The following is a 19,073-nucleotide window of genomic DNA, read 5'->3' as shown; positions in this document are numbered from 1 at the left end:
ACAGTCGCACGGCCGATCCGAAGGTCCTCAGCCACTTCGCTGGTCGGCACGTCTTCGCCCTCGCAGGCCAACACGATCCGCGCTCTCAGCGCCATCGCCGCAGGCAACGAGCGCGAGCGCGCCATCGACGTCAGCTGCGCCCGCTCGTCGTCCGTCAGTGCAATCAGAACTCGCTTGTATGCATTCGCCATCGGCACCCCCAAGGATGCCTCAGCTCATGCAGATTCTGTGCCTACGAATTTATGGGACAGGACACTAGGCGCGGCCGACGCCGTGTGCTTTCGCACTCAAGGAGGCCGTAACGACGCATGGCGCTGATTCAGGTACCGGCCCAACGCAGGCCCGTTTCTCTGCCGCCCAGGCTCCTAGACCTGCCGCCGGCAACGGCTACTTGCGCAAGCCCTGCAGCTTGGCGAAGGCGCCGGCCATGGCCGTACTCGCCGGCGCCGGAGCCGGTGCGCGCTGGCCGCGTCCCGCGCCTTCGTACCGGTTCTCGCGCGGCCCGTTCGGGCGCGGGGCCGGCGCACCCAGCTTCATCGTGAGTGAAATGCGCTTGCGGGCCGCATCCACCTCCAGCACCTTCACCTTCACGATGTCACCGGTCTTCACGATCTCGCGCGCGTCGTTGACGAACTTGTTGGCGAGCTGGCTCACGTGCACCAGGCCGTCCTGGTGCACGCCCAGGTCGACGAAAGCGCCGAAGGCGGCGACGTTGCTGACCGTGCCTTCCAGCTCCATGCCGGGCACGAGGTCCTTGATGTCGTCCACCCCGTCGTTGAAGCGCGCGACCTTGAAATCGGGCCGCGGGTCGCGGCCGGGCTTCTCCAGCTCGCCGAGGATGTCCTTGACCGTGATGACGCCGAACTGCGCGTTGGCGAACAGCTCCGGTTTCAGCGCCTTCAGCATGTCGGCACGACCCATGAGCTCCTGCACGGGGCGGCCGGCATGCGCCAGGATTTTCTCGACGACGGGATAGGTTTCCGGGTGCACGCCCGTCATGTCGAGCGGGTTGTCGCCGCCGCGGATGCGCAGGAAGCCGGCGCTCTGCTCGAAGGTCTTGGGGCCGAGGCCGCCGACTTCCAGCAACTGCTTGCGGCTGCGGAAGGCGCCGTGGGCCTCGCGCCACTGAACGACCGACTTGGCGACCGTCCCCGACAAGCCGGACACGCGGGCCAGCAAAGGCGCACTGGCGGTGTTGAGGTCGACGCCGACCGCGTTCACGCAGTCCTCCACCACGGCTTCCAGCGTGCGTGCCAGCTCGCTCTGGTTCACGTCGTGCTGGTACTGGCCGACGCCGATGGACTTGGGGTCGATCTTCACCAGCTCCGCCAGCGGATCCTGCAGGCGCCGCGCGATGCTCGCCGCGCCGCGCAGGCTCACGTCGACGTCCGGCATCTCCTGCGACGCGTACTCGCTCGCCGAATAGACGGATGCGCCGGCTTCGCTCACCACCACGCGCTGCATCGCGCTGCCGCCGTCCTGGGCGTCGAGGCGTTTCATGAGGTCGGCCGCCAGCTTGTCGGTCTCGCGGCTGGCCGTGCCGTTGCCGATGGCGATCAGGTTCACGCCGTGCTTGCGGCACAGCAAGGCCAGGGTGTGCAGCGCGCCTTCCCAGTCGCGGCGCGGCTCGTGCGGGTACACCGTGGAGGTATCGACCAGCTTGCCCGTCGCGTCCACCACGGCCACCTTCACGCCGGTGCGGATGCCGGGGTCGAGGCCCATCACCACGCGCGGGCCTGCAGGTGCGGCCAGCAGCAGATCCCGCAGGTTGTCGGCGAACACCTTGATGGCCACCTTCTCCGCCTCTTCGCGCAGGCGCGTGAACAGGTCACGTTCGGTCGAAAGCGACAGCTTGACGCGCCAGGTCCAGGCAACGCACTTGCGCAGCAGATCGTCGGCGGCGCGCTTCGCGTGGCTCCAGCCGAGGTGCAGCGCGATGCGGCCTTCGGCCAGCGATGGCTGCCCCGGCTCGGGTTCGACCGGCAGCACCAGTTTCGCGTCGAGGATCTCCAGCGTGCGGCCACGGAACACCGCCAGCGCGCGATGGGAAGGCACGCGCGCCATCGGCTCGTCGTAGTCGAAATAGTCCCGGAACTTGGCGACGTCCGGATGGTTCTCGTCCTTGCCGGCCGCCAGCTTGGAACGCAGCAGGCCTTCGTTCCAGAGCCACTCGCGCAGGGACTGCACCAAGGCCGCGTCCTCGGCCCAGCGCTCCGACAGGATGTCGCGCACGCCGTCCAGCACGGCGGGGACGGTGGTGAAGTCCTCGCCGCCCTCGCCCTTCTCCGCCTTCACGAAAGGCCCGGCGGCCGCGGCCGGCACCAGCGTCGGGTCCGTCCACAACGCGTCCGCCAGCGGCTCCAGCCCCGCCTCGCGCGCGATCTGTCCCTTGGTGCGGCGCTTCGGCTTGTACGGCAGGTACAGGTCTTCCAGCTCCTGCTTGGTGGGCGCGGCCTCCACGGCTGCGCGCAGCGCGGGCGTCAGCTTGCCCTGCTCCTCGATGCTCTTGAGAACGGCGGCGCGGCGGTCTTCAAGTTCGCGCAGGTAGGCGAGACGTGCCTCCAGTTCGCGCAGGTGGATGTCGTCAAGGCCGCCGGTGGCTTCCTTGCGATAGCGGGCGATGAACGGGACGCTGGCGCCACCATCGAGCAGTTCCACGGCCGTCCGGACCTGGGCTTCCTGCACACGGAGTTCGGCGGCGATCTGCCGCAGGATTTTTTGCATTCTGTAACTGGCACGTCGGCAATGAAGCGCGCGAGTTTGCCACAGGGCGCGCACAGCACTTCGGCGCGTCGGCTGACAGTGCTTTGGCCCGTGCTGTCGAGAATGAAAGCATCACCAAAGGGAGATCCGCCATGCGCGCTCGCGTCACGTTGTTGGTTGTCGCCATTCTTCTCGTCGCCGGCTTCGCGGCCTTGAACTGGTCTGAAATCATGCGGCCCACTCCACTGAGTTTTGGCGCCTTCATCACCGACGCGCCGCTCGGGCTGATCCTGCTGGGCCTGCTGATGCTGTCGCTCCTCGGCTTCCTCGCACTCGGCGCGATGCACCGCACGCAGGTGCTGATCGAGTCGCGCCAGCACCTCAAGGAACTGCAGCACCACCGCGACTTGGCCGACCGGGCCGAGGCTTCGCGCTTCACCGAATTGCGCACGCACCTCGACACGCAGCTGGGTGAGCTGCGCAAGCGCGACGCCATCGCCGCCACCGAATTCGAGAAGGCGATGGTGCTGGGGCAGCGCGAGCTGCGCACGCAGCTCGACCAGATGAGCCGGACGCTGGCCACCCGCCTGACCGACATGGAACATCGCATCGATGGCCGTCTCGGTGCGCCCAGCGCGGCCCGCCCGACCCCGGCCTATCCGGAAGCTGTCCATTCCGCGGAAACCGCGCGTGATGAGCGGGTGCTGGCCGAACGGGCCCGTGAGGAGCGTGCGGCCGCCGAAACCCTGGCGTCCAGCGAGCCGCCGAAGCGCCGCTTCTGGAACCTGTAAGAGCGCGGCGGGCCTGGCGACCAAACGCCATGCCCGCAGAAACCCCTCCCCTTCCCCGCGTATTGGCTTGCGCCGCCCTCCTGGCGGCGGGTGGCGTGCACGCCGCCACGTGCCAGGCCAAATCCCCAGCCACGCTCACCCCTGTCGTCGAACTGTACACCTCGGAAGGTTGCAGCTCCTGCCCGCCGGCGGATCGCTGGCTGTCCGGCCTCAAGACCGCGGCGGCCGAAGGCCGGGTGGTGGCGCAAGCCTTCCACGTCGGCTACTGGGACTACATCGGCTGGGTCGACCGCTTCGCGGCTGCCTCGCACACCGCGCGCCAGCGCGAGATCGCCGCGGCCAACCGGCTGCGCAACATCTACACGCCGCAGGTGGTTCGCAACGGCCAGGACTGGCGCGACTACGGCCGGGCTTTCACCGCCAAGGCGGAACCTGCTCTCGCGGCCATCACGCTGTCCGGTGCGGCCGACGGTGCCTTCGAAGCACTGGTCACGCCATCGGCAGCCGGCCAGGCGTGGTCGGCGTACTGGACCGTGACCGAGCATGCCCACAGCAGCAAGGTGAAGGCCGGCGAAAACGCGGGCGAGCTGCTGCAGCATGACTTCGTGGTCCGGCAGTACGTGCCGGCGGGTCAATACGTGGGCACGCAGAAGCTGCGGCTGCGTGCCGTGGCCGCCGAAGGACAGCATCCTCGCCAGGTGAATGTGGTCTTCGAGCCAAAGACCGGCCGCCCGCTGCAAGCCCTCAGCCTTTCCTGCTAGCTTCGGAGTACCCTGTACCGGAATGGTCCTGTTCCAGGCTTCCATTTTGAGAACCGCGGCAACTCTCTCGCCGCTTTCCAGGAAGTCATTCATGGCCAGAAAGAAGCAACCCGTCGTCCCCGGAGATACGGACAGCAGCCGCGACCACACTGACGAGACACTCCTGAAGGCGGGCGCGGCGCTGCAACGCGCCATCTTCAACAGCGCCAACTTCAGCAGCATCGCCACCGATGCCAAGGGCGTGATCCAGATCTTCAACGTGGGCGCCGAGCGCATGCTGGGCTATACCGCGGCCGAGGTGATGAACAAGATCACGCCGGCGGACATTTCGGATCCGCAGGAGGTGATCGCGCGCGCCAAGGCCCTGAGCATCGAGCTTGGCACGCCCATCACGCCGGGCTTCGAGGCGCTGGTGTTCAAGGCCTCGCGCGGGATCGAGGACATCTACGAGCTCACGTATTTCCGCAAGGACGGCAGCCGCTTCCCCGCCGTGGTTTCGGTCACCGCCCTGCGCGATGCCCAGGACGCCATCATCGGCTACCTGCTGATCGGCACGGACAACACGGCCCGCCAGCTGGTGGAAGCCGAGCAGAAGAAGCTGGACCAGCGCCTGCGCGACCAGCAGTTCTACACGCGCTCGCTGATCGAGTCGAGCATCGACGCCCTGATGACCACCGACCCCTCCGGCATCATCACCGACGTCAACAAGCAGATGGAGGCGCTCACCGGCTGCACGCGCGACGAATTGATCGGCGCGCCATTCAAGAACTACTTCACCGATCCCGAGCGCGCCGAGGCCGCCATCAAGCTCGTGCTGAGCGAAAAGAAGGTCAGCAACTATGAGCTGACGGCGCGTGCGCTGGATGGCAAGGAAACCGTGGTCTCGTACAACGCCACCACGATCTACGACCGCGGCCGCACCTTGCAGGGGGTTTTCGCCGCCGCGCGCGACGTCACGCAGAGCAAGCAGCTCGAGACCGAGCTGCAGCATGCGAAAGCCATGGCCGAGACCGCAAGCCGCGCGAAGTCCGACTTCCTGGCCAGCATGAGCCACGAAATCCGCACCCCGATGAACGCCATCATCGGCATTGCCGACCTGCTCGCCAAGACGCCGCTGACGCCGGAGCAGGACAACTACGTGCAGATCTTCCGCCGCGCGGGCGACAACCTGCTCAATCTCACCAATGACATCCTCGACCTGTCCAAGGTCGAGGCCTCCCAGCTCGAACTGGAGCACACCGGGTTCTCGCTCACCGATGTCATCGAGAAGACGCGGGAAATGGTCGCGGTGCGCGCTTCGGAGAAAGGGCTGGCCCTGGTGTGCGAGGTGGCGCCCGAAGTGCCGACCGACCTGGTGGGCGACCCGACGCGTCTGCGCCAGGTCCTGCTCAACCTGCTCGGCAATGCGATCAAGTTCACCGAATCCGGCGAAGTCGCATTGCGCGTCAGGCCGGCGCCACCGGCCGCGGCTCCCGGCACGCTGTGTTTCGTCATTTCGGACACCGGCATCGGGATCCCCGGCGACAAGCTGGGCGCGGTCTTCGAGCAGTTCACGCAGGCCGATTCGTCCACCACGCGCAAATATGGCGGCTCCGGGTTGGGCCTCACGATTTCCAAGCGCCTGGTGGAGCTCATGGGCGGGCGCATCTGGGTGGAAAGCGGGGTTGGCCAGGGCAGCGAGTTCTCCTTCACCGTCCCGCTCGCCCTGTGGGAAGGCGCGACGCTGCGCGCGGCCGTGACCGAGGGGGGAGGCCCGCAACCCGTGCTGCCCGCGCTGCGGATCCTCCTGGTCGAGGATTCGCCGGACAACCGCACCATCGCCATGGCATACCTGCAGCACACGCCTTACCGGATCGACATCGCCGAGAACGGGGCGATCGCCTATGACAAGTTCATCGCCGGCCGCTACGACCTGGTGCTGATGGACCGGCAGATGCCCGTGATGGATGGCTTGACCTCGACGCGCAACATCCGCGCGTGGGAGCAGGACCACCAGTGCACGCCGACGCCCATCATCGCCCTCACCGCATCGGCGCTGCTGGGAGACCGGGAAAAGTGCCTGGCGGCGGGTTGCACCGCCTTCCTGACCAAACCGATCAAGCAGGAAGTGCTGCTGCAGGCGATTGGCGAGCATTCGGCGGCCACTGCGGCGTCGCGGCGGTCCAGCGCGCAGGATGTGATCGAGGTACGCGCGAATCCCGTGTTGGCCGATCTGATCCCGGCATTCCTGCAAAACCGCCGGAAGGATGTGATCGCCATGCGGGCCGCGCTGGCCGATGGAGACTTCGACACCGTGAGCCGGCTCGGGCATTCGATGCGGGGCTCGGGCGGCGGCTACGGATTCCAGGCCATCACCGACATCGGCCTGGCCCTCGAGCAGGCCGCGGCAGTCTCCGATGGCGCTGCATCGCAAAGATGCCTCGCGGAGTTGTCCAGTTTCCTCGACCGCGTCGAAGTGGTCTGAAGCCTTTACCTTGCCGGCATCCTGGCCAGGCAGGCGTGCACGCGCGCCGTCAGCTGGGGAATCGAGAAGGGCTTGGTCACGTAGTCGGTCACGCCGGCGTCGAAGCCCGCGCGCGTGCTCGCCTCATCGGCCATGCCCGTCAGCATCAGCACCGGCAGATGCTCGGTTTTCGGCTGGGCGCGCAAGGTCCTGACCAGCGTCATGCCGTCCATTTCCGCCATCTTGTAGTCCACGACCATCATGTCGGGGATGCTTCCCGTGAGCATCTGCAGCGCCTGCGCGCCGCTGCTGGCCTGGGTGACCGTGTAGTCGGCCTCCAGCGCCCGGACGATCAGCGCGAGGGTGTCGGGATCATCGTCGACCACGAGGATCTCGAAACTTCGTTGCGCCGCTGAAGGCTGGGAAGCTTCGGACGTGACGAACGATCTGGGGGCCGCGCGCGGCTCGATGTTCATCTCCCATCCCTCGTAGGCGCAGAAGACCTCGATCTCCTTGCCAAGCGTGGCGGCGAGCGCGCGCGCCTGGGCTTCGATCTCCGCCACGAAGCCGTCGTCATGCGAAGGATCGTGATGCGTGAGCGCCAGGCGCCGCACGCCGGCCGCGGCCGCGAGCTGCACCGGGTAGTCGTACGAACTGTGGCCCCACGTCTTCTTCGCTTCGTACTCCTCCCGCGTGTACTGCGCGTCATGGATGACCAGGTCGGCGTCCGCCATGAATCGGGCATGGCGCCGGTCGCCGTCGTGCAGGATGGATTCGATGCGGCCGGGCTGTTCTCCAGCGCGCCACAGCTCGCTGGAGAAAGGCTCGTGGTCCACCAGGTACACCACCACCGCACCGTCGGCCTCGATGCGGTAGCCGAGGGTCTGCGCCGGATGGTTGAGAAACTGCGCCGCCACGCGAACGTTGCCGATGGTGTGGATGCCCTCGGCCAGGTCGTGGTACGTGATGGCGGCGGGCAACTGGTTCAGTTCCACCGGGAAGTAGGTGAACTCCATCTGGCCGGCCAGCACCTTGTGCAGTGAGCCGTGGCTGCCTTCGGGGCCATGGATGGCGACGGTATTGCCTTTCACGAAGGCGGGACTGAAGAACGGAAACCCCTGGATGTGGTCCCAGTGGGTGTGGCCCAGGAGGATGTTCGCGTGGATGGGCTTCCTGGCCCGCGCCATCAGGGCGGTGGCAAGCGGATGCGCGCCGGTGCCGCAATCCAGCACCAGCAGATCACCGGCATCCGTGGTGATTTCCACGCACGACGTGTTGCCGCCAAAGTGGGTGGTCCCCGGCCCGGGCGTCGCGATCGACCCTCTTGTTCCCCAGAAGCGTACACGCATGGATGGGCCAATCGCACCGCCAGGGTCCCGCGCAGGCCGCGGGGCTCGAGACTGGCGGTCCGTGGAGGCTACGCGGCTCCGGCGCAATAAGCAACTAGTCGAACAAGCCGGGGGCATCGCCCAGTCGCGCCCCTTCGATCTCCAGCATCCGCAACTTGGTGCGTGCACCCCCATCCGCCGAGAACCCGCCGGAGCGGCCACCCGCGGCCAGCACGCGATGGCAGGGCACGATGGGTGCGAACGGGTTGTGGCCCAGCGCCTGGCCGACGGCGCGGGCCGCACCCGGGTCGCCGATGCGCCGCGCCACCTCTCCGTAGGTCAGGACTTCGCCGGGCGGGATCGCGCGGGCCACGGCATACACCTGCTGCTGGAAAGCCGGCAGTCCGCCCATGTCCAGCGGCACATCCGCCAGGTCGTCATGCGCGCCTGCCAACAAGGCCTGCACACGAACGATCACGGCTTGCACCCAGGACGGCGGCGCCGCTTCGGGGACGTCAGGAAAGCGGCCTTGCATGCGGGCCCGTGTGGCCGGCGGGTCCGCTTCCGGCAACTGCACGCCCACCAGCTTCGAGCCGCCCCAGGCCAGGCCGCAGGCGCCGATGGCCGTGTCGAACAGGCAGAAGCCGGCGGCTTGCGCCATGGGAATCAGGCGGCTTCGGCCTTGCGCAGCGAATAGCCGATGCGCGGGAAATGCACATGCAGGGTGCCGGCGCGCTCGTCGCTGCGGCGCAGGCTGTAATGCGTGCGCGTCGCGGCGATCAGCTCGCCTTCGGTCGGCTCCGGCCCGAACGATTCCGCCGTGATGGTGACGCGCGTGCCCAGCGGGATTCCGTGGTCGTCCTGGAAGGCGCTGTCCACCAGCAGGTTGGCGCCCGGTGGCTGCGGCTCGCCCGCCGCGGCGATCGTGATCGCGTCGGCCGCACTGAGCGGGATCGGCACGTTGTGGCCCAGCGCCGCCATCCGGTCCATCCATTCGCCGACGGCCGGCGTGGTTGCCAGGATGTCGGCCATGGGCGGCACGACCGTGCGGGTGAACCAGAGCGGGTGGTAGGTCGCGAAGTCCGCCACGCAGGGTTCAGTGCCGAACAGGAACTCGTGCTCCTCCACCATGTGCGCGATGCGGCGCAAGTAGGACCGGTAGGCCGAGGTCCCGTCGGCGGTGCGCGGCCGCGCCAGGTTGGCGCTCATGGCCTTGCGGTCGTCGCCGAACGCGCGGGCCAGTTCCGGCTGCTTGCCGAACACGTGCGCGGCACCCTTGGGGCCCAGGTTGTAGGCCATCGCGGCCCAGAACAGGCTGGTGTCGGCCCACTGGGCGAAGACGCGGCTCACGCCCTTCAGGTGCGGCGGGTACAGCGTGGGCTCAGGCCGCACGTGTTCGAGCACGTCGCAGATCAGCGCGCTGTCGCAGTAGATGTCGGCGCCGACCTGCAGGAATGGCGTCTTGCGGTAGCCGCCCGTGAGCGCGACCACATCCGGCTTCGGCATGATCTGCGGGATCTCCACCGATTTCCAGGGCAGCTTTTTCAGGCCGAAGATCAGCCGGATCTTCTCGGAAAACGGCGAAGTGGCGTAGTGGTGCAGGATCAGGTCGTTCATTGGGTTCCGTTCGGCGCGGTGATTCAGCGAGGCTGGGCGCGTTGGAGGATGGCATCGAAATCCGTGCCGCCACCCAGGGTGCCGAAAGCCTGCCCCCAGTTGCCGGCCAGGCGGGAATCGCAGAAGGCGGAGAAGACGGCAGGGGCCGCGGTCTGGCACAGCAGGGCAGCCTGCACCGCCAGGGCGACATCCTGCGCCAGGCGGCGAGCCTCCATCTCCGTCGCCATTTCCTCCACGCGGGTGGGCAGGCTGGCCGCCAACCGGTCGAACGCCGGGTGCGCGCCTTTGGCAGGCGCGAGCTCGTGCGCGAGCGCGGCGGCTGCATCGGCCTTGCGCAGGGCGCGCAGCAGGTCCAGCGCCATGATGTTGCCGGCGCCTTCCCAGATGGAGTTGAGCGGCATCTCGCGGTAGATGCGGGCCATGATGCCTTCCCCGCCTTCCTCCACGTAACCGTTGCCGCCCAGGCATTCCATCGCTTCCTGCGCGAAATGGCTGCCGCGCTTGCAGATCCAGAATTTGGCGACGGGCGTGAGCAGGCGCGCCATCGCTGCTTCGTGCGCGTCCCCGCGCCGATCGAAGGCACGCGCCAGCCGGATGGCCAGGGCGGTCGCGGCTTCGCTTTCCAGCGCCAGGTCGGCCAGCACGTTGCGCATCAGCGGCTGCGCGATCAGCCGCTTGCCGAACGCTTCGCGCTGCGATGCGTGGTTCAGCGCGATCGAGAGCGCCTGCCTCATCAGCCCGCTGGTGCCGAGCGCGCAATCCAGGCGCGTCATCGTGCCCATCTCGAGGATCTGCGGGATGCCGCGGCCTTCGTCCCCCACCAGCCAAGCCGTGGCGCCGTGGAATTCGACCTCGGAACTCGCATTGGCCTTGTTGCCGAGTTTGTCCTTCAGGCGCTGGATGCGGATGGCGTTGCGCGATCCATCCGGCAGGACGCGCGGCAGGAAAAGGCAGCTCAGGCCGGACGCCGTCTGCGCGAGGACCAGGAAGGCGTCGCACATCGGCGCCGAGAAGAACCACTTGTGGCCAGTCACGCGGAAGCGCCCGCCCCAGCCGTCCTGCCCATCCGGTTCGGCACGCGTGGTGTTCGCGCGCACGTCGGAGCCCCCCTGCTTCTCCGTCATGCCCATGCCCATGGTCAGGCCGGCCTTGTCGCGCCAGATTTTCAGCGCGGGGTCGTAGGCGCGGCTGGTGAGCCCGGGCCCCCAATCGCGGTAGACGGCCGCGTTGCCGCGCAAGGCCGGCGTCACCGCGTACGTCATGGAGATCGGGCACAGGATCGACGGCTCCAGCTCGGTGAACATCATGAAACCGGCGGCGCGCTGCACATGGGGCGAAGCGCTCTCGCCCGCCCAAGGCGTGCCGTGCAGGCCCGCGCCGGCCGCCAGTTCCATCAGCGCGTGATAGCTGGGGTGGAACTCCACCTCGTCGACCCGCCGGCCGAACCGGTCATGGCTATGCAGTTGCGGGCCATGCACGTTGGCCAGGCGCGCATGCAACTGCATTTCCGCGCTACCGAGCCTCGCGCCCAGGGCCGAGAGTGCCGTCGTGTCCAGCGCCGGGGCGTTGAACTCCAGCGCATCGCGCAAGGCCTGATGGCCCTCGAACAGGTTGTAGTCCGCCAGGGCTGCCGGCTGGTTGAAGACTTCGTGCGTTGCATCGATCATCATCGGTCATTCACTCGCTGGATTGCCTAGCCACCACCACAGCCGCCGCCTCCGCAGCCCCCGCCGCCCGAGCAGCCGGCTCCGCCTGCGCATCCGCTGCCCTCGCCCGAGGCGAGGCCGCCCCCGCCGCAGGCTCCTCCACCACAGCCGCCCTCCTCCTCCTTCTGGCTGCCGGCCCAGTGCAGGCTGTAGACCAGGCCCCCCGCCACGGCCAACTGCGCGTCCAGGCCAAACAGGCGGGGCAGCTTCCGGGCCTTGGCCGGGTGCATGCGCTCGGCGGCGCAGGCCAGGCGCCAGGTGCGCCGAAGGGCTGCGTCCTTCTTCTTGCCCTGACCCAGGCCGCCCGAGGGCACGTGGTGGAAAAAATGGCCGAAGGCCTGTTGGCAGAACGCGGCATAGGCCCTGGTGTCGAGGATGAACTCGTGCCACAGGTCATCCGTGACCCTCGAAGGCATGCCGACGCTCTGGGATCCTGAGCGCAGGTAGAACAGGAAGAACTCGCGCAAGGCGATCTCGACCACCCGGACTTGTTCGGCACTGAGGTTCGGGTGCTTGCGACGCAGCTTTTCCGCCAGGCCCGGCGGGAACCGGTAGGCACGGATGAAGTCGCGGCGCCACGTGAGCCGCCTCTTCCGCGTCTCCCCATACCACCAGGCCAAGGGAACGGCCGCCAGCGCGGCGATGATCAGTGCAAGCCAACCGTTCATGTCCGCGACTTTCGTCCCGTCCTACACCAGCTTGACGACCTGCTTGCCGAAGTTGCGGCCTTTCAGCATGCCCAGGAAAGCTTCGGGTGCCGCCTCCAGGCCCTCGGCGACCGACTCGCGGGGGCGCAGCTTGCCGGTGCCGACCAGCGTGCCGAGTTCCGTCAGCGCCTCGGGCCAGACTTCCATGTGCTCGCTGACGATGAAGCCCTGGATACGCAGGCGGTTGGTCAGGATCAGCTGCGGATAGGACAACGGGATCGGCTGGCCGTCGTAGCCCGCGATCATCCCGCACAGGGCGATGCGGCCAAAGGCGTTCATGCGCAGCAGCACCGCATCCAGCACCATGCCACCGACGTTCTCGAAGTGGCCGTCGATGCCATCGGGGCAGGCGTCGCGCAAGGCCTTGCTCAAGGAAGCGGCGTCCTTGTGGACCTTGTAGTCGATGCAGGCGTCGAAGCCGAGCTCCTCGACCACGTACTTGCATTTGTCGGGACCGCCGGCAATACCGACCGCGCGGCAGCCGCGCGCCTTGGCGAGCGCGCCGAAGGCGCTGCCGACGGCGCCGCTGGCCGCGCTGACCGTGACCGTCTGCCCGGCCTTCGGTTCGATGATCTTGACCAAGCCGTAGAACGCGGTCACGCCCGGCATGCCGACGGCGCCCAGGTAGTGCGAGATCGGCACATGCGTGGTGTCGAGCTTGCGCAGCGCACCCGGCGTGTCGGCCTTCACGACGCTGTACTCCTGCCAGCCTCCCATGCCCTGCACCTTGTCGCCCACCGCGTACTTCGGGTGCCGGCTCTCCACCACCTCACCGACGCTGCCCCCTTGCATGACCTGGCCCACCGGTTGCGGGACGGCATAGCTCTTGGCATCGTTCATGCGGCCGCGCATGTACGGGTCGAGACTCAGGTAGTGATGCCGCACCAGGACCTCGCCCTCGTTCAGGGGCGGTGTCTCCGTGGTCACGAGCTTGAAATTGCTGGCGCTGGCCTCGCCCTGCGGGCGGTTGTCCAGCAGGATCTGCTTGTTCTTGGGCATGTCTTTCTCGTTCAGTCGGTGGAAATGACGTTCAATGGATTGGCGCTCTTCGGCCCCGTGGGCAGCCGCTTCACGTACTTGAACGTGCCGGTGCCGTGCGCGCAGGCGCGTCCGGCGCTGTCGTAGATGGTGGCTTCGGTGAAGGCCATGGTCGCGGTGCGGTGCATCAGCCGGCCCTTGCCGCTCAACTGGCCGCGGGCGGGCTGCATGAACAGCGTCTTCATCTCGATCGTGACCACCCCCATGTCCTGCTCCACGCTGCGCGCGGCGGTGGCCATGGTCACGTCCAGCAAGGTCATCACGGCGCCCCCGTGGGTCACCAGGAACGAGTTCAGGTGCTCCGGCTTGGGGAGATAGTCGATCTGCGATTGGCCGCCTTCGAACTTCACCAGCTCGAAGCCGAGATGGTGGACGAAGGGAATCTCGACGCCGAACAGCTTGGGACTGGCCACGCGTCAGCCTCCGGTGATCACGCTCACGCCGCCGTCCACCGCCAGCCACTGGCCGGTGATGTGCTTGCCGGCGTCCGAGGCGTACAGCAAGGTGATGCCTTTCAGGTCCTCATCGTCGCCCAGCCGCCGCAGCGGGGCGTGCGCCGCGAGCTCGTCTTCGCCCAGGCGCTGCAGCGTCGCCTGCGTCATCTTGCTCGGGAAGAAGCCCGGGCAGATGGCGTTGACGTTGATGTTGTACTTGCCCCATTCGCAGGCGAGCGCCTGGGTCAGCGTGATGACCGCACCCTTGGACGTGTTGTAGGCCACGGTCTGGATGTCCGGCGGGCTGCCCCCCAGGCCGGCGATGGAGGCGATGTTGACGATCCGGCCCTTGTTGCGCGGGATCATGCTGCGCTTGGCGACGTGCTGGCTGAGGATGAAATAGCCGCGCACGTTGAGGTTCATCACCTTGTCCCACCCCTCCACCGGGTGGTCTTCGGCGGGTGCGCCCCAGGCAGCGCCCGCGTTGTTGACGAGGATGTCGATGTCGCCGATGCGTTCCATGGCCTGGTCGGCCATCTTGCGGATGTCGTCCTCGCGCGAGCAATCGGCCGCGATCCAGCGCGCATCGATGCCGGCGGCCTGCAGGTCGGCCACGGCCTCCTCCAGGTCGGCCGCCTTGCGCGAGGTGAGCATCACCTTGGCACCAGCCTCGCCCAGCGCGTGCGCCATTTGCAGGCCCAGTCCGCGCGAGCCGCCGGTCACCAGCGCCGTGCGCCCTTCAAGGTTGAAAAGTTGCTGGGTCGTGCGCGTCGTCATTCGTTCTCCGTCTGGATGGGTTTCGATTGTGCGCCGTCGGCCGTGCCCATGCGGGCTCGCACGGGGATGAGCACGAAGCCGGAAAGCGCGATCAGGCTGCCGGCGACCACCATCACCCACCCCGTCACCGCGCTGAGCCGGGTGGTCGCCAGGCCCAGCACCAGCAGGATCAACCCGCCATAGGCCAGCACCCAGATCAGCTTCTCGATCCGTTCGATGGTTTGCGCCGTCGCCATCAGAAGGCCTCTTCCGGCGTGTCGGCGCAGGTGCGGTCCCGCGTTTCGACGACCCGCAGCCAGGCCCCGATCTTCGGCAGCTCGTAGTGGAAGAAATAGCGGGCCGCGCGCCGGCGGCCTTCGTCGGCCGGCGTCCCCCCGGTGGGCGGGACGGACTGCAGCACATCGAGCCAGGTCCAGGCGATCACCAGGTGGCCGAAGGCCTGCATGTAGGGCACCGCGTTCGCCAGGGCATCGCCCGGCTGGTTCGTGGACCACGCGGCACGCGTGCCGGCGCCGACTTTCTGCAGGGCCTGCGCCAGCGCATTGCCGTATTCGGCCAGATCACCGCGCTTGAAGGCGCGCTCGACCGTGGCGTTGATGCGTCCGGCCAGCAGCGTGAGTCCTTTGCCGCCCTCCATCACGACCTTGCGGCCCAGCAGGTCGGCGGCCTGGATGCCGTGCGTGCCTTCGTGGATCATGTTCAGGCGGTTGTCGCGCCAATACTGTTCGACCGGGAAGTCGCGCGTGTAGCCATAGCCGCCATGGATCTGGATCGCCAGCGAGTTCGCCTCCAGGCAGAACTCGCTGGGCCAGCTCTTGGCCACGGGCATCAGCACTTCCAGCAGCAACCTGGCCTCCTCCGCCGCCTCGGGCGTGCCGGTGTGCTGTTCATCGACCAGGCGCGCGCAGTTCAGCAGCAGGGCCAGCGCGCCTTCGCAGTAGGACTTCTGGGCGAGCAGCATGCGCTTGACGTCCGCGTGTTCGATGATGCGCACCTGCGGCTGTGACGCATCCTTGCCGGAGGGCCCGGCGGGGCGGCCTTGCGGGCGATTCTTCGCGTAGTCCAGCGAGGCGTAGTAGCCGGCCAGGCCCAGCGCCGTCGCGGCCAGGCCGATGCTGATGCGCGCCTCGTTCATCATGTGGAACATGCAGCGCAGGCCTTCGCCCGGCTTGCCGACCAGGTAGCCGATGGCTCCGGGCGCACCGCGCACGGGGTACTTGCCTTCGCCAAAATTCAGCAGCGTGTTGGTGGTACCGCGCCAGCCCAGCTTGTGGTTCAGTCCGGCGAGCGCGATGTCGTTGCGCTCGCCGGTGAGGCGGCCTTCCGCATCCGCCATCTTCTTGGGCACAACGAACAGCGAGATGCCTTTGGTGCCGGGCACCAGCTTGCCGTCCGGTCCCGGGATCTTCGCGAGCACCAGGTGGACGATGTTCTCGGTGAGCTCATGCTCGCCGGCCGAGATCCACATCTTGTTGCCCTTGAGGCGGTAGCGCGGACCGAACGGGTCGCTCTCGAAATCCGCGCCGTCCGGCGTGGCGCGCGTCGCGACGTCCGACAGCGACGAGCCGGCCTGCGGCTCGGACAGGCACATGGTCCCCGCCCAACGGCCGGAGAACTCGTTGAGCGCGAAGACCTTCTTCTGGAGTTCGGTGCCATGGGCCAGCAACAGGTTCGCGTTGCCCACGGTGAGCAGGCCGCCGCCGATGCTGGCCGAAGCGACCGTGAAGAAGGTGTTGGCCGCGGCTTCCACCGTGTAGGGCAGCTGCATGCCGCCGATGGCGTAGTCCTGCGCCGCGCCCAGCATGCCGGAGCCGGCGTAGGCTTCCCAGGCGTCGTGGGTCGCCTGCGGCAGGATCACTTTCTCGCCGTCGAAGCGCGGCTCCTCGGTGTCGACCAGCCGGTTGAACGGGGCGTACTTCTCGCGGGCGATGCGCTCGCAGGTGTCCAGCACCGCGTCGAAGGTTTCGCGCGAGTGGTCGCTGAAGCGGGACCGCTCGCCGAGCTGCCCGACCTTCAACCAGTCGTAGAGGAGGAAGTCGAGGGTCGGGCGCAGGCTCATTTACAGCACTTCGAACACGCCCGCCGCGCCCATGCCGCCGCCGATGCACATCGTGACCACCACGCGCTTCGCACCGCGGCGCTTGCCTTCGATCAGCGCGTGGCCCGTCAGGCGCTGGCCGGAAACACCATACGGGTGCCCGACGGCGATGGCGCCGCCGTTCACGTTCAGGCGGTCCGCCGGGATGCCCAGCTTGTCGCGGCAGTAGAGCACCTGCACCGCGAAGGCTTCGTTCAGCTCCCACAGGTCGATGTCCTGCACCGTCAGGCCCAGGCGCTTGAGCACCTTCGGCACGGCGAACACCGGGCCGATACCCATTTCATCCGGCTCGCAGCCGGCGACGGCGAAGCCGAGGAACCGGCCCAGGGGCTTGAGGTTGTTCTTGCTGGCGTACGCCTCGCTGGTGATCACGCAGGCCCCTGCGCCGTCCGAAAACTGGCTGGCATTGCCGGCGGAGATCACGCCGCCCGGCAGCGCCGGCTTGATCCCGCTGATGCCTTCCTTGGTCGTGCCTTCGCGCAGGCCTTCGTCCTTGCTGATCGTCACTTCCTTGGTGATGAGGCCCATCACCGCGTCAGCCACGCCGGCCTGCACCGTCATCGCGGCGATCTCGTCGTTGAACTTGCCCTCGGCCTGCGCCGCGCACGCCTTCTGCTGGCTGGCCGCGCCGTACTCATCCATCACGTCGCGGCTGATGTTGTAGCGCTTCGCGACCTGCTCCGCCGTCTGCAGCATCGACCAGTAGATCTCGGGCTTTTTCCTGGCCAGGGCGGTGTCAGCCAGCATGTGCTGGTTCATTTCCTGCTGCACGCAGGAGATGCTCTCCACGCCACCCGCCACGTAGACGTCGCCCTCACCGGCGATCACGCGCTGGGCGGCCATGGCGATGGTCTGCAGGCCGCTGGAGCAGAAACGGTTCACGGTGGCGCCCGACACAGTGATGGGCAGGTCGGCCATCAGGGCGATCTGGCGTGCGATGTTGGCGCCGGTCGCGCCCTCGGGGTTGGCGCAGCCCATCAGCACGTCTTCGATCGCGCCGGGGTCGATGCCGGCGCGCTGCACGGCGTGCTTCACGGCATGCCCACCCAGCGTCGCCCCGTGCGTCATGTTGAAGGCACCCTTCCAGCTCTTGGCGAGCGGCGTGCGGGCGGTGGAGACGATGACGGCGTTGGTCATGGGAAAGGCCTTTCTGGTGGGGATCTCAAGGGGCTGGCGCGTTCAGGTTGCGCAGCAGCTGGTGATAGAAGCGGACGAGTTCGCCGAGGTTGGCGACGGCGATGCGTTCGTTGGTGCCGTGGAAGCGCGTCAGGTCTTCCGGCTTGGCACGCACGGGGGAAAAGCGGTAGATGTGGTCGCTGATGGGCGTGAAGTGCCGCGAGTCGGTGCCGCCCACCAGCAGGCCGGGAGCGACCACCGCGCCGGGGAAAAGCGAACGGACCGTGCGGCTGAGCTGCCGGTACGAGTCCGACGACGTGGGCGATACGGGCGAAGGCTCGGCACCCCCGAGCGAGATGAGTTCGAAGCGTTCGCCCGTCTTGCTGCGCACGTGCTGCAGGACGCCGTCACGCGTGTCACCCGGCAGGAGCCGGAAATTGACAGTGGCCTCGGCGACGCCCGGGATCACGTTTTCCTTGTTGCCGGCGTTCACGATCGTCAGCGCCGTCGTCGTGCGCAGCATGGCATTGGTGCTGGCGCCCTTCTCGAGCTGGGCCTGCACGAGGGGGCCGAACAGCCACAGGTTGGACAAGGCCACCCGCTGCAAGCCGCTCATTTCCGGCGCGAGTGTCTCGAACATCTCGCGGGCGATCCCGCGCAGCTGCGCGGGCAATTGCTCGTCGTCGATCCGGCGCAGCGCCGCGGCCAGCATGCCGACGGCGGTCGAACCCTTGGGCGGCGGCATCGACGAGTGGCCAGGCGTGCCCGAAACGCGCAGGACGACCGACAGGTAGCCCTTCTCCGCGATGCCGATCAGGGCGGCCGGCTTGTCGAGTCCGGGGACGAGGCCGTCGGCGATCAGCATGCCTTCGTCGAGGACGAAGTCGAGCCGGACCTTGCGTTCCTGCAGCAGCTTGACGACCGCAGCCGCGCCCGCGCCGGAGACTTCTTCGTCCGCCCCCGACACGAGGTAGATGGTCTGCCGTGGCTGGAAACCGGATGCGAGGAGCATCTCCACGGCCTCGAGTTGGGCGATCAGGTTGCCCTTGTCGTCCCAGGCGCCACGGCCCCACACGAAGCCCTCCTTCACGGTCCCGGAGAACGGTTCTTCCTCCCAGCTGCGTTCCGTGCCGGGTGCGACGGGCACCACGTCGTGATGGGCCATCAGCGCCACAGGCTTGGCGTTGGCGTCGCTGCCCTTCCAGGTGTACAGCAGCGTCATCCCGGCCACCACCTCGCGTTGCAGCGAGGCGTGCACCCGGGGGAAGCGTTGCTTCAGGTACTCGTGCAGCTGAAGGAACTGGTCGGCGTTCAGGGATGGGTTGTCGTAGCTGGCGATCGTCTGGAAGCGGATCGCGCCGGCCAGCTTGTCGGCCACCGCCTTTTCATCCAGAGCCAATGGCGGTGCCGGCGGCACATCGATCTGGCGTGAGCCTTGCCGCAGCGTGTTGATGGCGACGGCGAGCACCAGCAGGCCGACGAGGCCTGCGAGTGCGAGAGCGATGCGCTTGATCATGCAGGGAGCCCTGGATCCCCGCCTCCGCGGGGATGACG

Annotated in this window: 15 protein-coding genes and 2 pseudogenes; 3 read left to right on the top strand and 14 right to left on the bottom strand. The window is 67.7% G+C overall.

The features are described from left to right. Both FN976_RS29225 and FN976_RS17585 read right to left on the bottom strand, forming a co-directional pair. Nucleotides 1-197: pseudogene (locus FN976_RS29225) on the bottom strand (IS630 family transposase); the annotation flags it as partial. A gap of 190 nt (nt 198-387) precedes the next feature. Continuing rightward, nucleotides 388-2,724, bottom strand: a complete 2,337-nt coding sequence (locus FN976_RS17585; RefSeq protein ID WP_145894340.1) for a Tex family protein — start codon at nt 2,722-2,724, stop codon at nt 388-390. 131 nt (nt 2,725-2,855) lie between these two features. On the opposite strand from FN976_RS17585, the gene FN976_RS17580 reads away from it, so the two are divergent. The 3 genes from FN976_RS17580 (at nt 2,856) to FN976_RS17570 (ending at nt 6,719) form a co-directional block, all read left to right on the top strand. Beyond that, on the top strand, nt 2,856-3,494 hold the full coding sequence (locus FN976_RS17580; RefSeq protein ID WP_145894339.1) for a hypothetical protein: 639 nt from the start codon (nt 2,856-2,858) through the stop codon (nt 3,492-3,494). Between the two features lie 29 nt (nt 3,495-3,523). Next, nucleotides 3,524-4,255 (top strand): DUF1223 domain-containing protein, encoded by a 732-nt coding sequence (locus FN976_RS17575; protein ID WP_145894338.1) that lies wholly within the window; start codon nt 3,524-3,526, stop codon nt 4,253-4,255. A gap of 91 nt (nt 4,256-4,346) precedes the next feature. Further along, nucleotides 4,347-6,719 (top strand): PAS domain-containing hybrid sensor histidine kinase/response regulator, encoded by a 2,373-nt coding sequence (locus tag FN976_RS17570; RefSeq protein ID WP_222432835.1) that lies wholly within the window; start codon nt 4,347-4,349, stop codon nt 6,717-6,719. 5 nt (nt 6,720-6,724) lie between these two features. Here FN976_RS17570 and FN976_RS17565 read toward each other — a convergent pair whose 3' ends face one another. The 12 genes and pseudogenes from FN976_RS17565 to FN976_RS17510 form a co-directional block, all read right to left on the bottom strand. Continuing rightward, complete coding sequence (locus FN976_RS17565) at nt 6,725-8,047, bottom strand: response regulator (protein WP_186510943.1); 1,323 nt, start codon at nt 8,045-8,047, stop codon at nt 6,725-6,727. Nucleotides 8,048-8,141: 94 nt separating this feature from the next. Further along, the gene (locus FN976_RS17560) at nt 8,142-8,687 is read right to left on the bottom strand and encodes a methylated-DNA--[protein]-cysteine S-methyltransferase (RefSeq protein ID WP_145894335.1); all 546 of its coding nucleotides are present in this window, start codon (nt 8,685-8,687) and stop codon (nt 8,142-8,144) included. A gap of 5 nt (nt 8,688-8,692) precedes the next feature. Further along, nucleotides 8,693-9,643, bottom strand: coding sequence for a glutathione S-transferase family protein (locus tag FN976_RS17555; RefSeq protein ID WP_145894334.1), 951 nt, complete (start codon nt 9,641-9,643; stop codon nt 8,693-8,695). Between the two features lie 23 nt (nt 9,644-9,666). Further along, a complete protein-coding gene (locus FN976_RS17550) occupies nt 9,667-11,307 on the bottom strand; it encodes an isovaleryl-CoA dehydrogenase (RefSeq protein ID WP_145894360.1) in 1,641 nt (546 codons plus the stop codon). A 29-nt stretch (nt 11,308-11,336) separates the two neighbouring features. Further along, a complete protein-coding gene (locus FN976_RS17545) occupies nt 11,337-12,017 on the bottom strand; it encodes a glycine-rich domain-containing protein (protein ID WP_255440536.1) in 681 nt (226 codons plus the stop codon). 21 nt (nt 12,018-12,038) lie between these two features. Beyond that, entirely contained in the window at nt 12,039-13,055 is a 1,017-nt protein-coding gene (locus tag FN976_RS17540; protein WP_145894333.1) for an NADP-dependent oxidoreductase, read from the bottom strand. 11 nt (nt 13,056-13,066) lie between these two features. Next, nucleotides 13,067-13,507 carry a PaaI family thioesterase gene (locus FN976_RS17535; protein ID WP_145894332.1) on the bottom strand — a complete coding sequence of 147 codons (441 nt, stop codon included), beginning with the start codon at nt 13,505-13,507 and terminating at the stop codon, nt 13,067-13,069. A gap of 3 nt (nt 13,508-13,510) precedes the next feature. Further along, nucleotides 13,511-14,305 carry an SDR family oxidoreductase gene (locus FN976_RS17530; protein WP_145894331.1) on the bottom strand — a complete coding sequence of 265 codons (795 nt, stop codon included), beginning with the start codon at nt 14,303-14,305 and terminating at the stop codon, nt 13,511-13,513. Further along, on the bottom strand, nt 14,302-14,541 hold the full coding sequence (locus tag FN976_RS17525; RefSeq protein ID WP_145894330.1) for a hypothetical protein: 240 nt from the start codon (nt 14,539-14,541) through the stop codon (nt 14,302-14,304). Before FN976_RS17525 ends, FN976_RS17530 begins: the two co-directional genes overlap by 4 nt. After that, entirely contained in the window at nt 14,541-16,364 is a 1,824-nt protein-coding gene (locus FN976_RS17520; protein ID WP_145894329.1) for an acyl-CoA dehydrogenase family protein, read from the bottom strand. Before FN976_RS17520 ends, FN976_RS17525 begins: the two co-directional genes overlap by 1 nt. After that, nucleotides 16,365-17,540: an acetyl-CoA C-acyltransferase gene (locus FN976_RS17515; RefSeq protein WP_145894328.1), complete on the bottom strand. Its 1,176-nt coding sequence runs from the start codon at nt 17,538-17,540 to the stop codon at nt 16,365-16,367. A gap of 25 nt (nt 17,541-17,565) precedes the next feature. Beyond that, nucleotides 17,566-19,056, bottom strand: a pseudogene (locus tag FN976_RS17510) (M20 family peptidase); the annotation flags it as partial. Between the last annotated feature and the right edge of the window lie 17 nt (nt 19,057-19,073).

Origin of the sequence: Caenimonas sedimenti, from assembly GCF_007833165.1 — a bacterium.
GTDB lineage: Bacteria > Pseudomonadota > Gammaproteobacteria > Burkholderiales > Burkholderiaceae_C > Ramlibacter > Ramlibacter sedimenti.
Note: the sequence above shows the minus strand (reverse complement) of the source record. Positions and strands in the feature narration are given on the sequence as shown.

Bases quoted from the DNA above. Each gene is read 5' to 3' on its own strand.
- FN976_RS17540 (WP_145894333.1), bottom strand. From the start codon at position 13,055: ATGCCCAAGAACAAGCAGATCCTGCTGGACAACCGCCCGCAGGGCGAG.
- FN976_RS17555 (WP_145894334.1), bottom strand. From the start codon at position 9,643: ATGAACGACCTGATCCTGCACCACTACGCCACTTCGCCGTTTTCCGAG.
- FN976_RS17585 (WP_145894340.1), bottom strand. From the start codon at position 2,724: ATGCAAAAAATCCTGCGGCAGATCGCCGCCGAACTCCGTGTGCAGGAA.
- FN976_RS17515 (WP_145894328.1), bottom strand. From the start codon at position 17,540: ATGACCAACGCCGTCATCGTCTCCACCGCCCGCACGCCGCTCGCCAAG.
- FN976_RS17580 (WP_145894339.1), top strand. From the start codon at position 2,856: ATGCGCGCTCGCGTCACGTTGTTGGTTGTCGCCATTCTTCTCGTCGCC.
- FN976_RS17565 (WP_186510943.1), bottom strand. From the start codon at position 8,047: ATGCGTGTACGCTTCTGGGGAACAAGAGGGTCGATCGCGACGCCCGGG.
- FN976_RS17545 (WP_255440536.1), bottom strand. From the start codon at position 12,017: ATGAACGGTTGGCTTGCACTGATCATCGCCGCGCTGGCGGCCGTTCCC.
- FN976_RS17530 (WP_145894331.1), bottom strand. From the start codon at position 14,305: ATGACGACGCGCACGACCCAGCAACTTTTCAACCTTGAAGGGCGCACG.
- FN976_RS17525 (WP_145894330.1), bottom strand. From the start codon at position 14,541: ATGGCGACGGCGCAAACCATCGAACGGATCGAGAAGCTGATCTGGGTG.
- FN976_RS17520 (WP_145894329.1), bottom strand. From the start codon at position 16,364: ATGAGCCTGCGCCCGACCCTCGACTTCCTCCTCTACGACTGGTTGAAG.
- FN976_RS17575 (WP_145894338.1), top strand. From the start codon at position 3,524: ATGCCCGCAGAAACCCCTCCCCTTCCCCGCGTATTGGCTTGCGCCGCC.
- FN976_RS17560 (WP_145894335.1), bottom strand. From the start codon at position 8,687: ATGGCGCAAGCCGCCGGCTTCTGCCTGTTCGACACGGCCATCGGCGCC.
- FN976_RS17570 (WP_222432835.1), top strand. From the start codon at position 4,347: ATGGCCAGAAAGAAGCAACCCGTCGTCCCCGGAGATACGGACAGCAGC.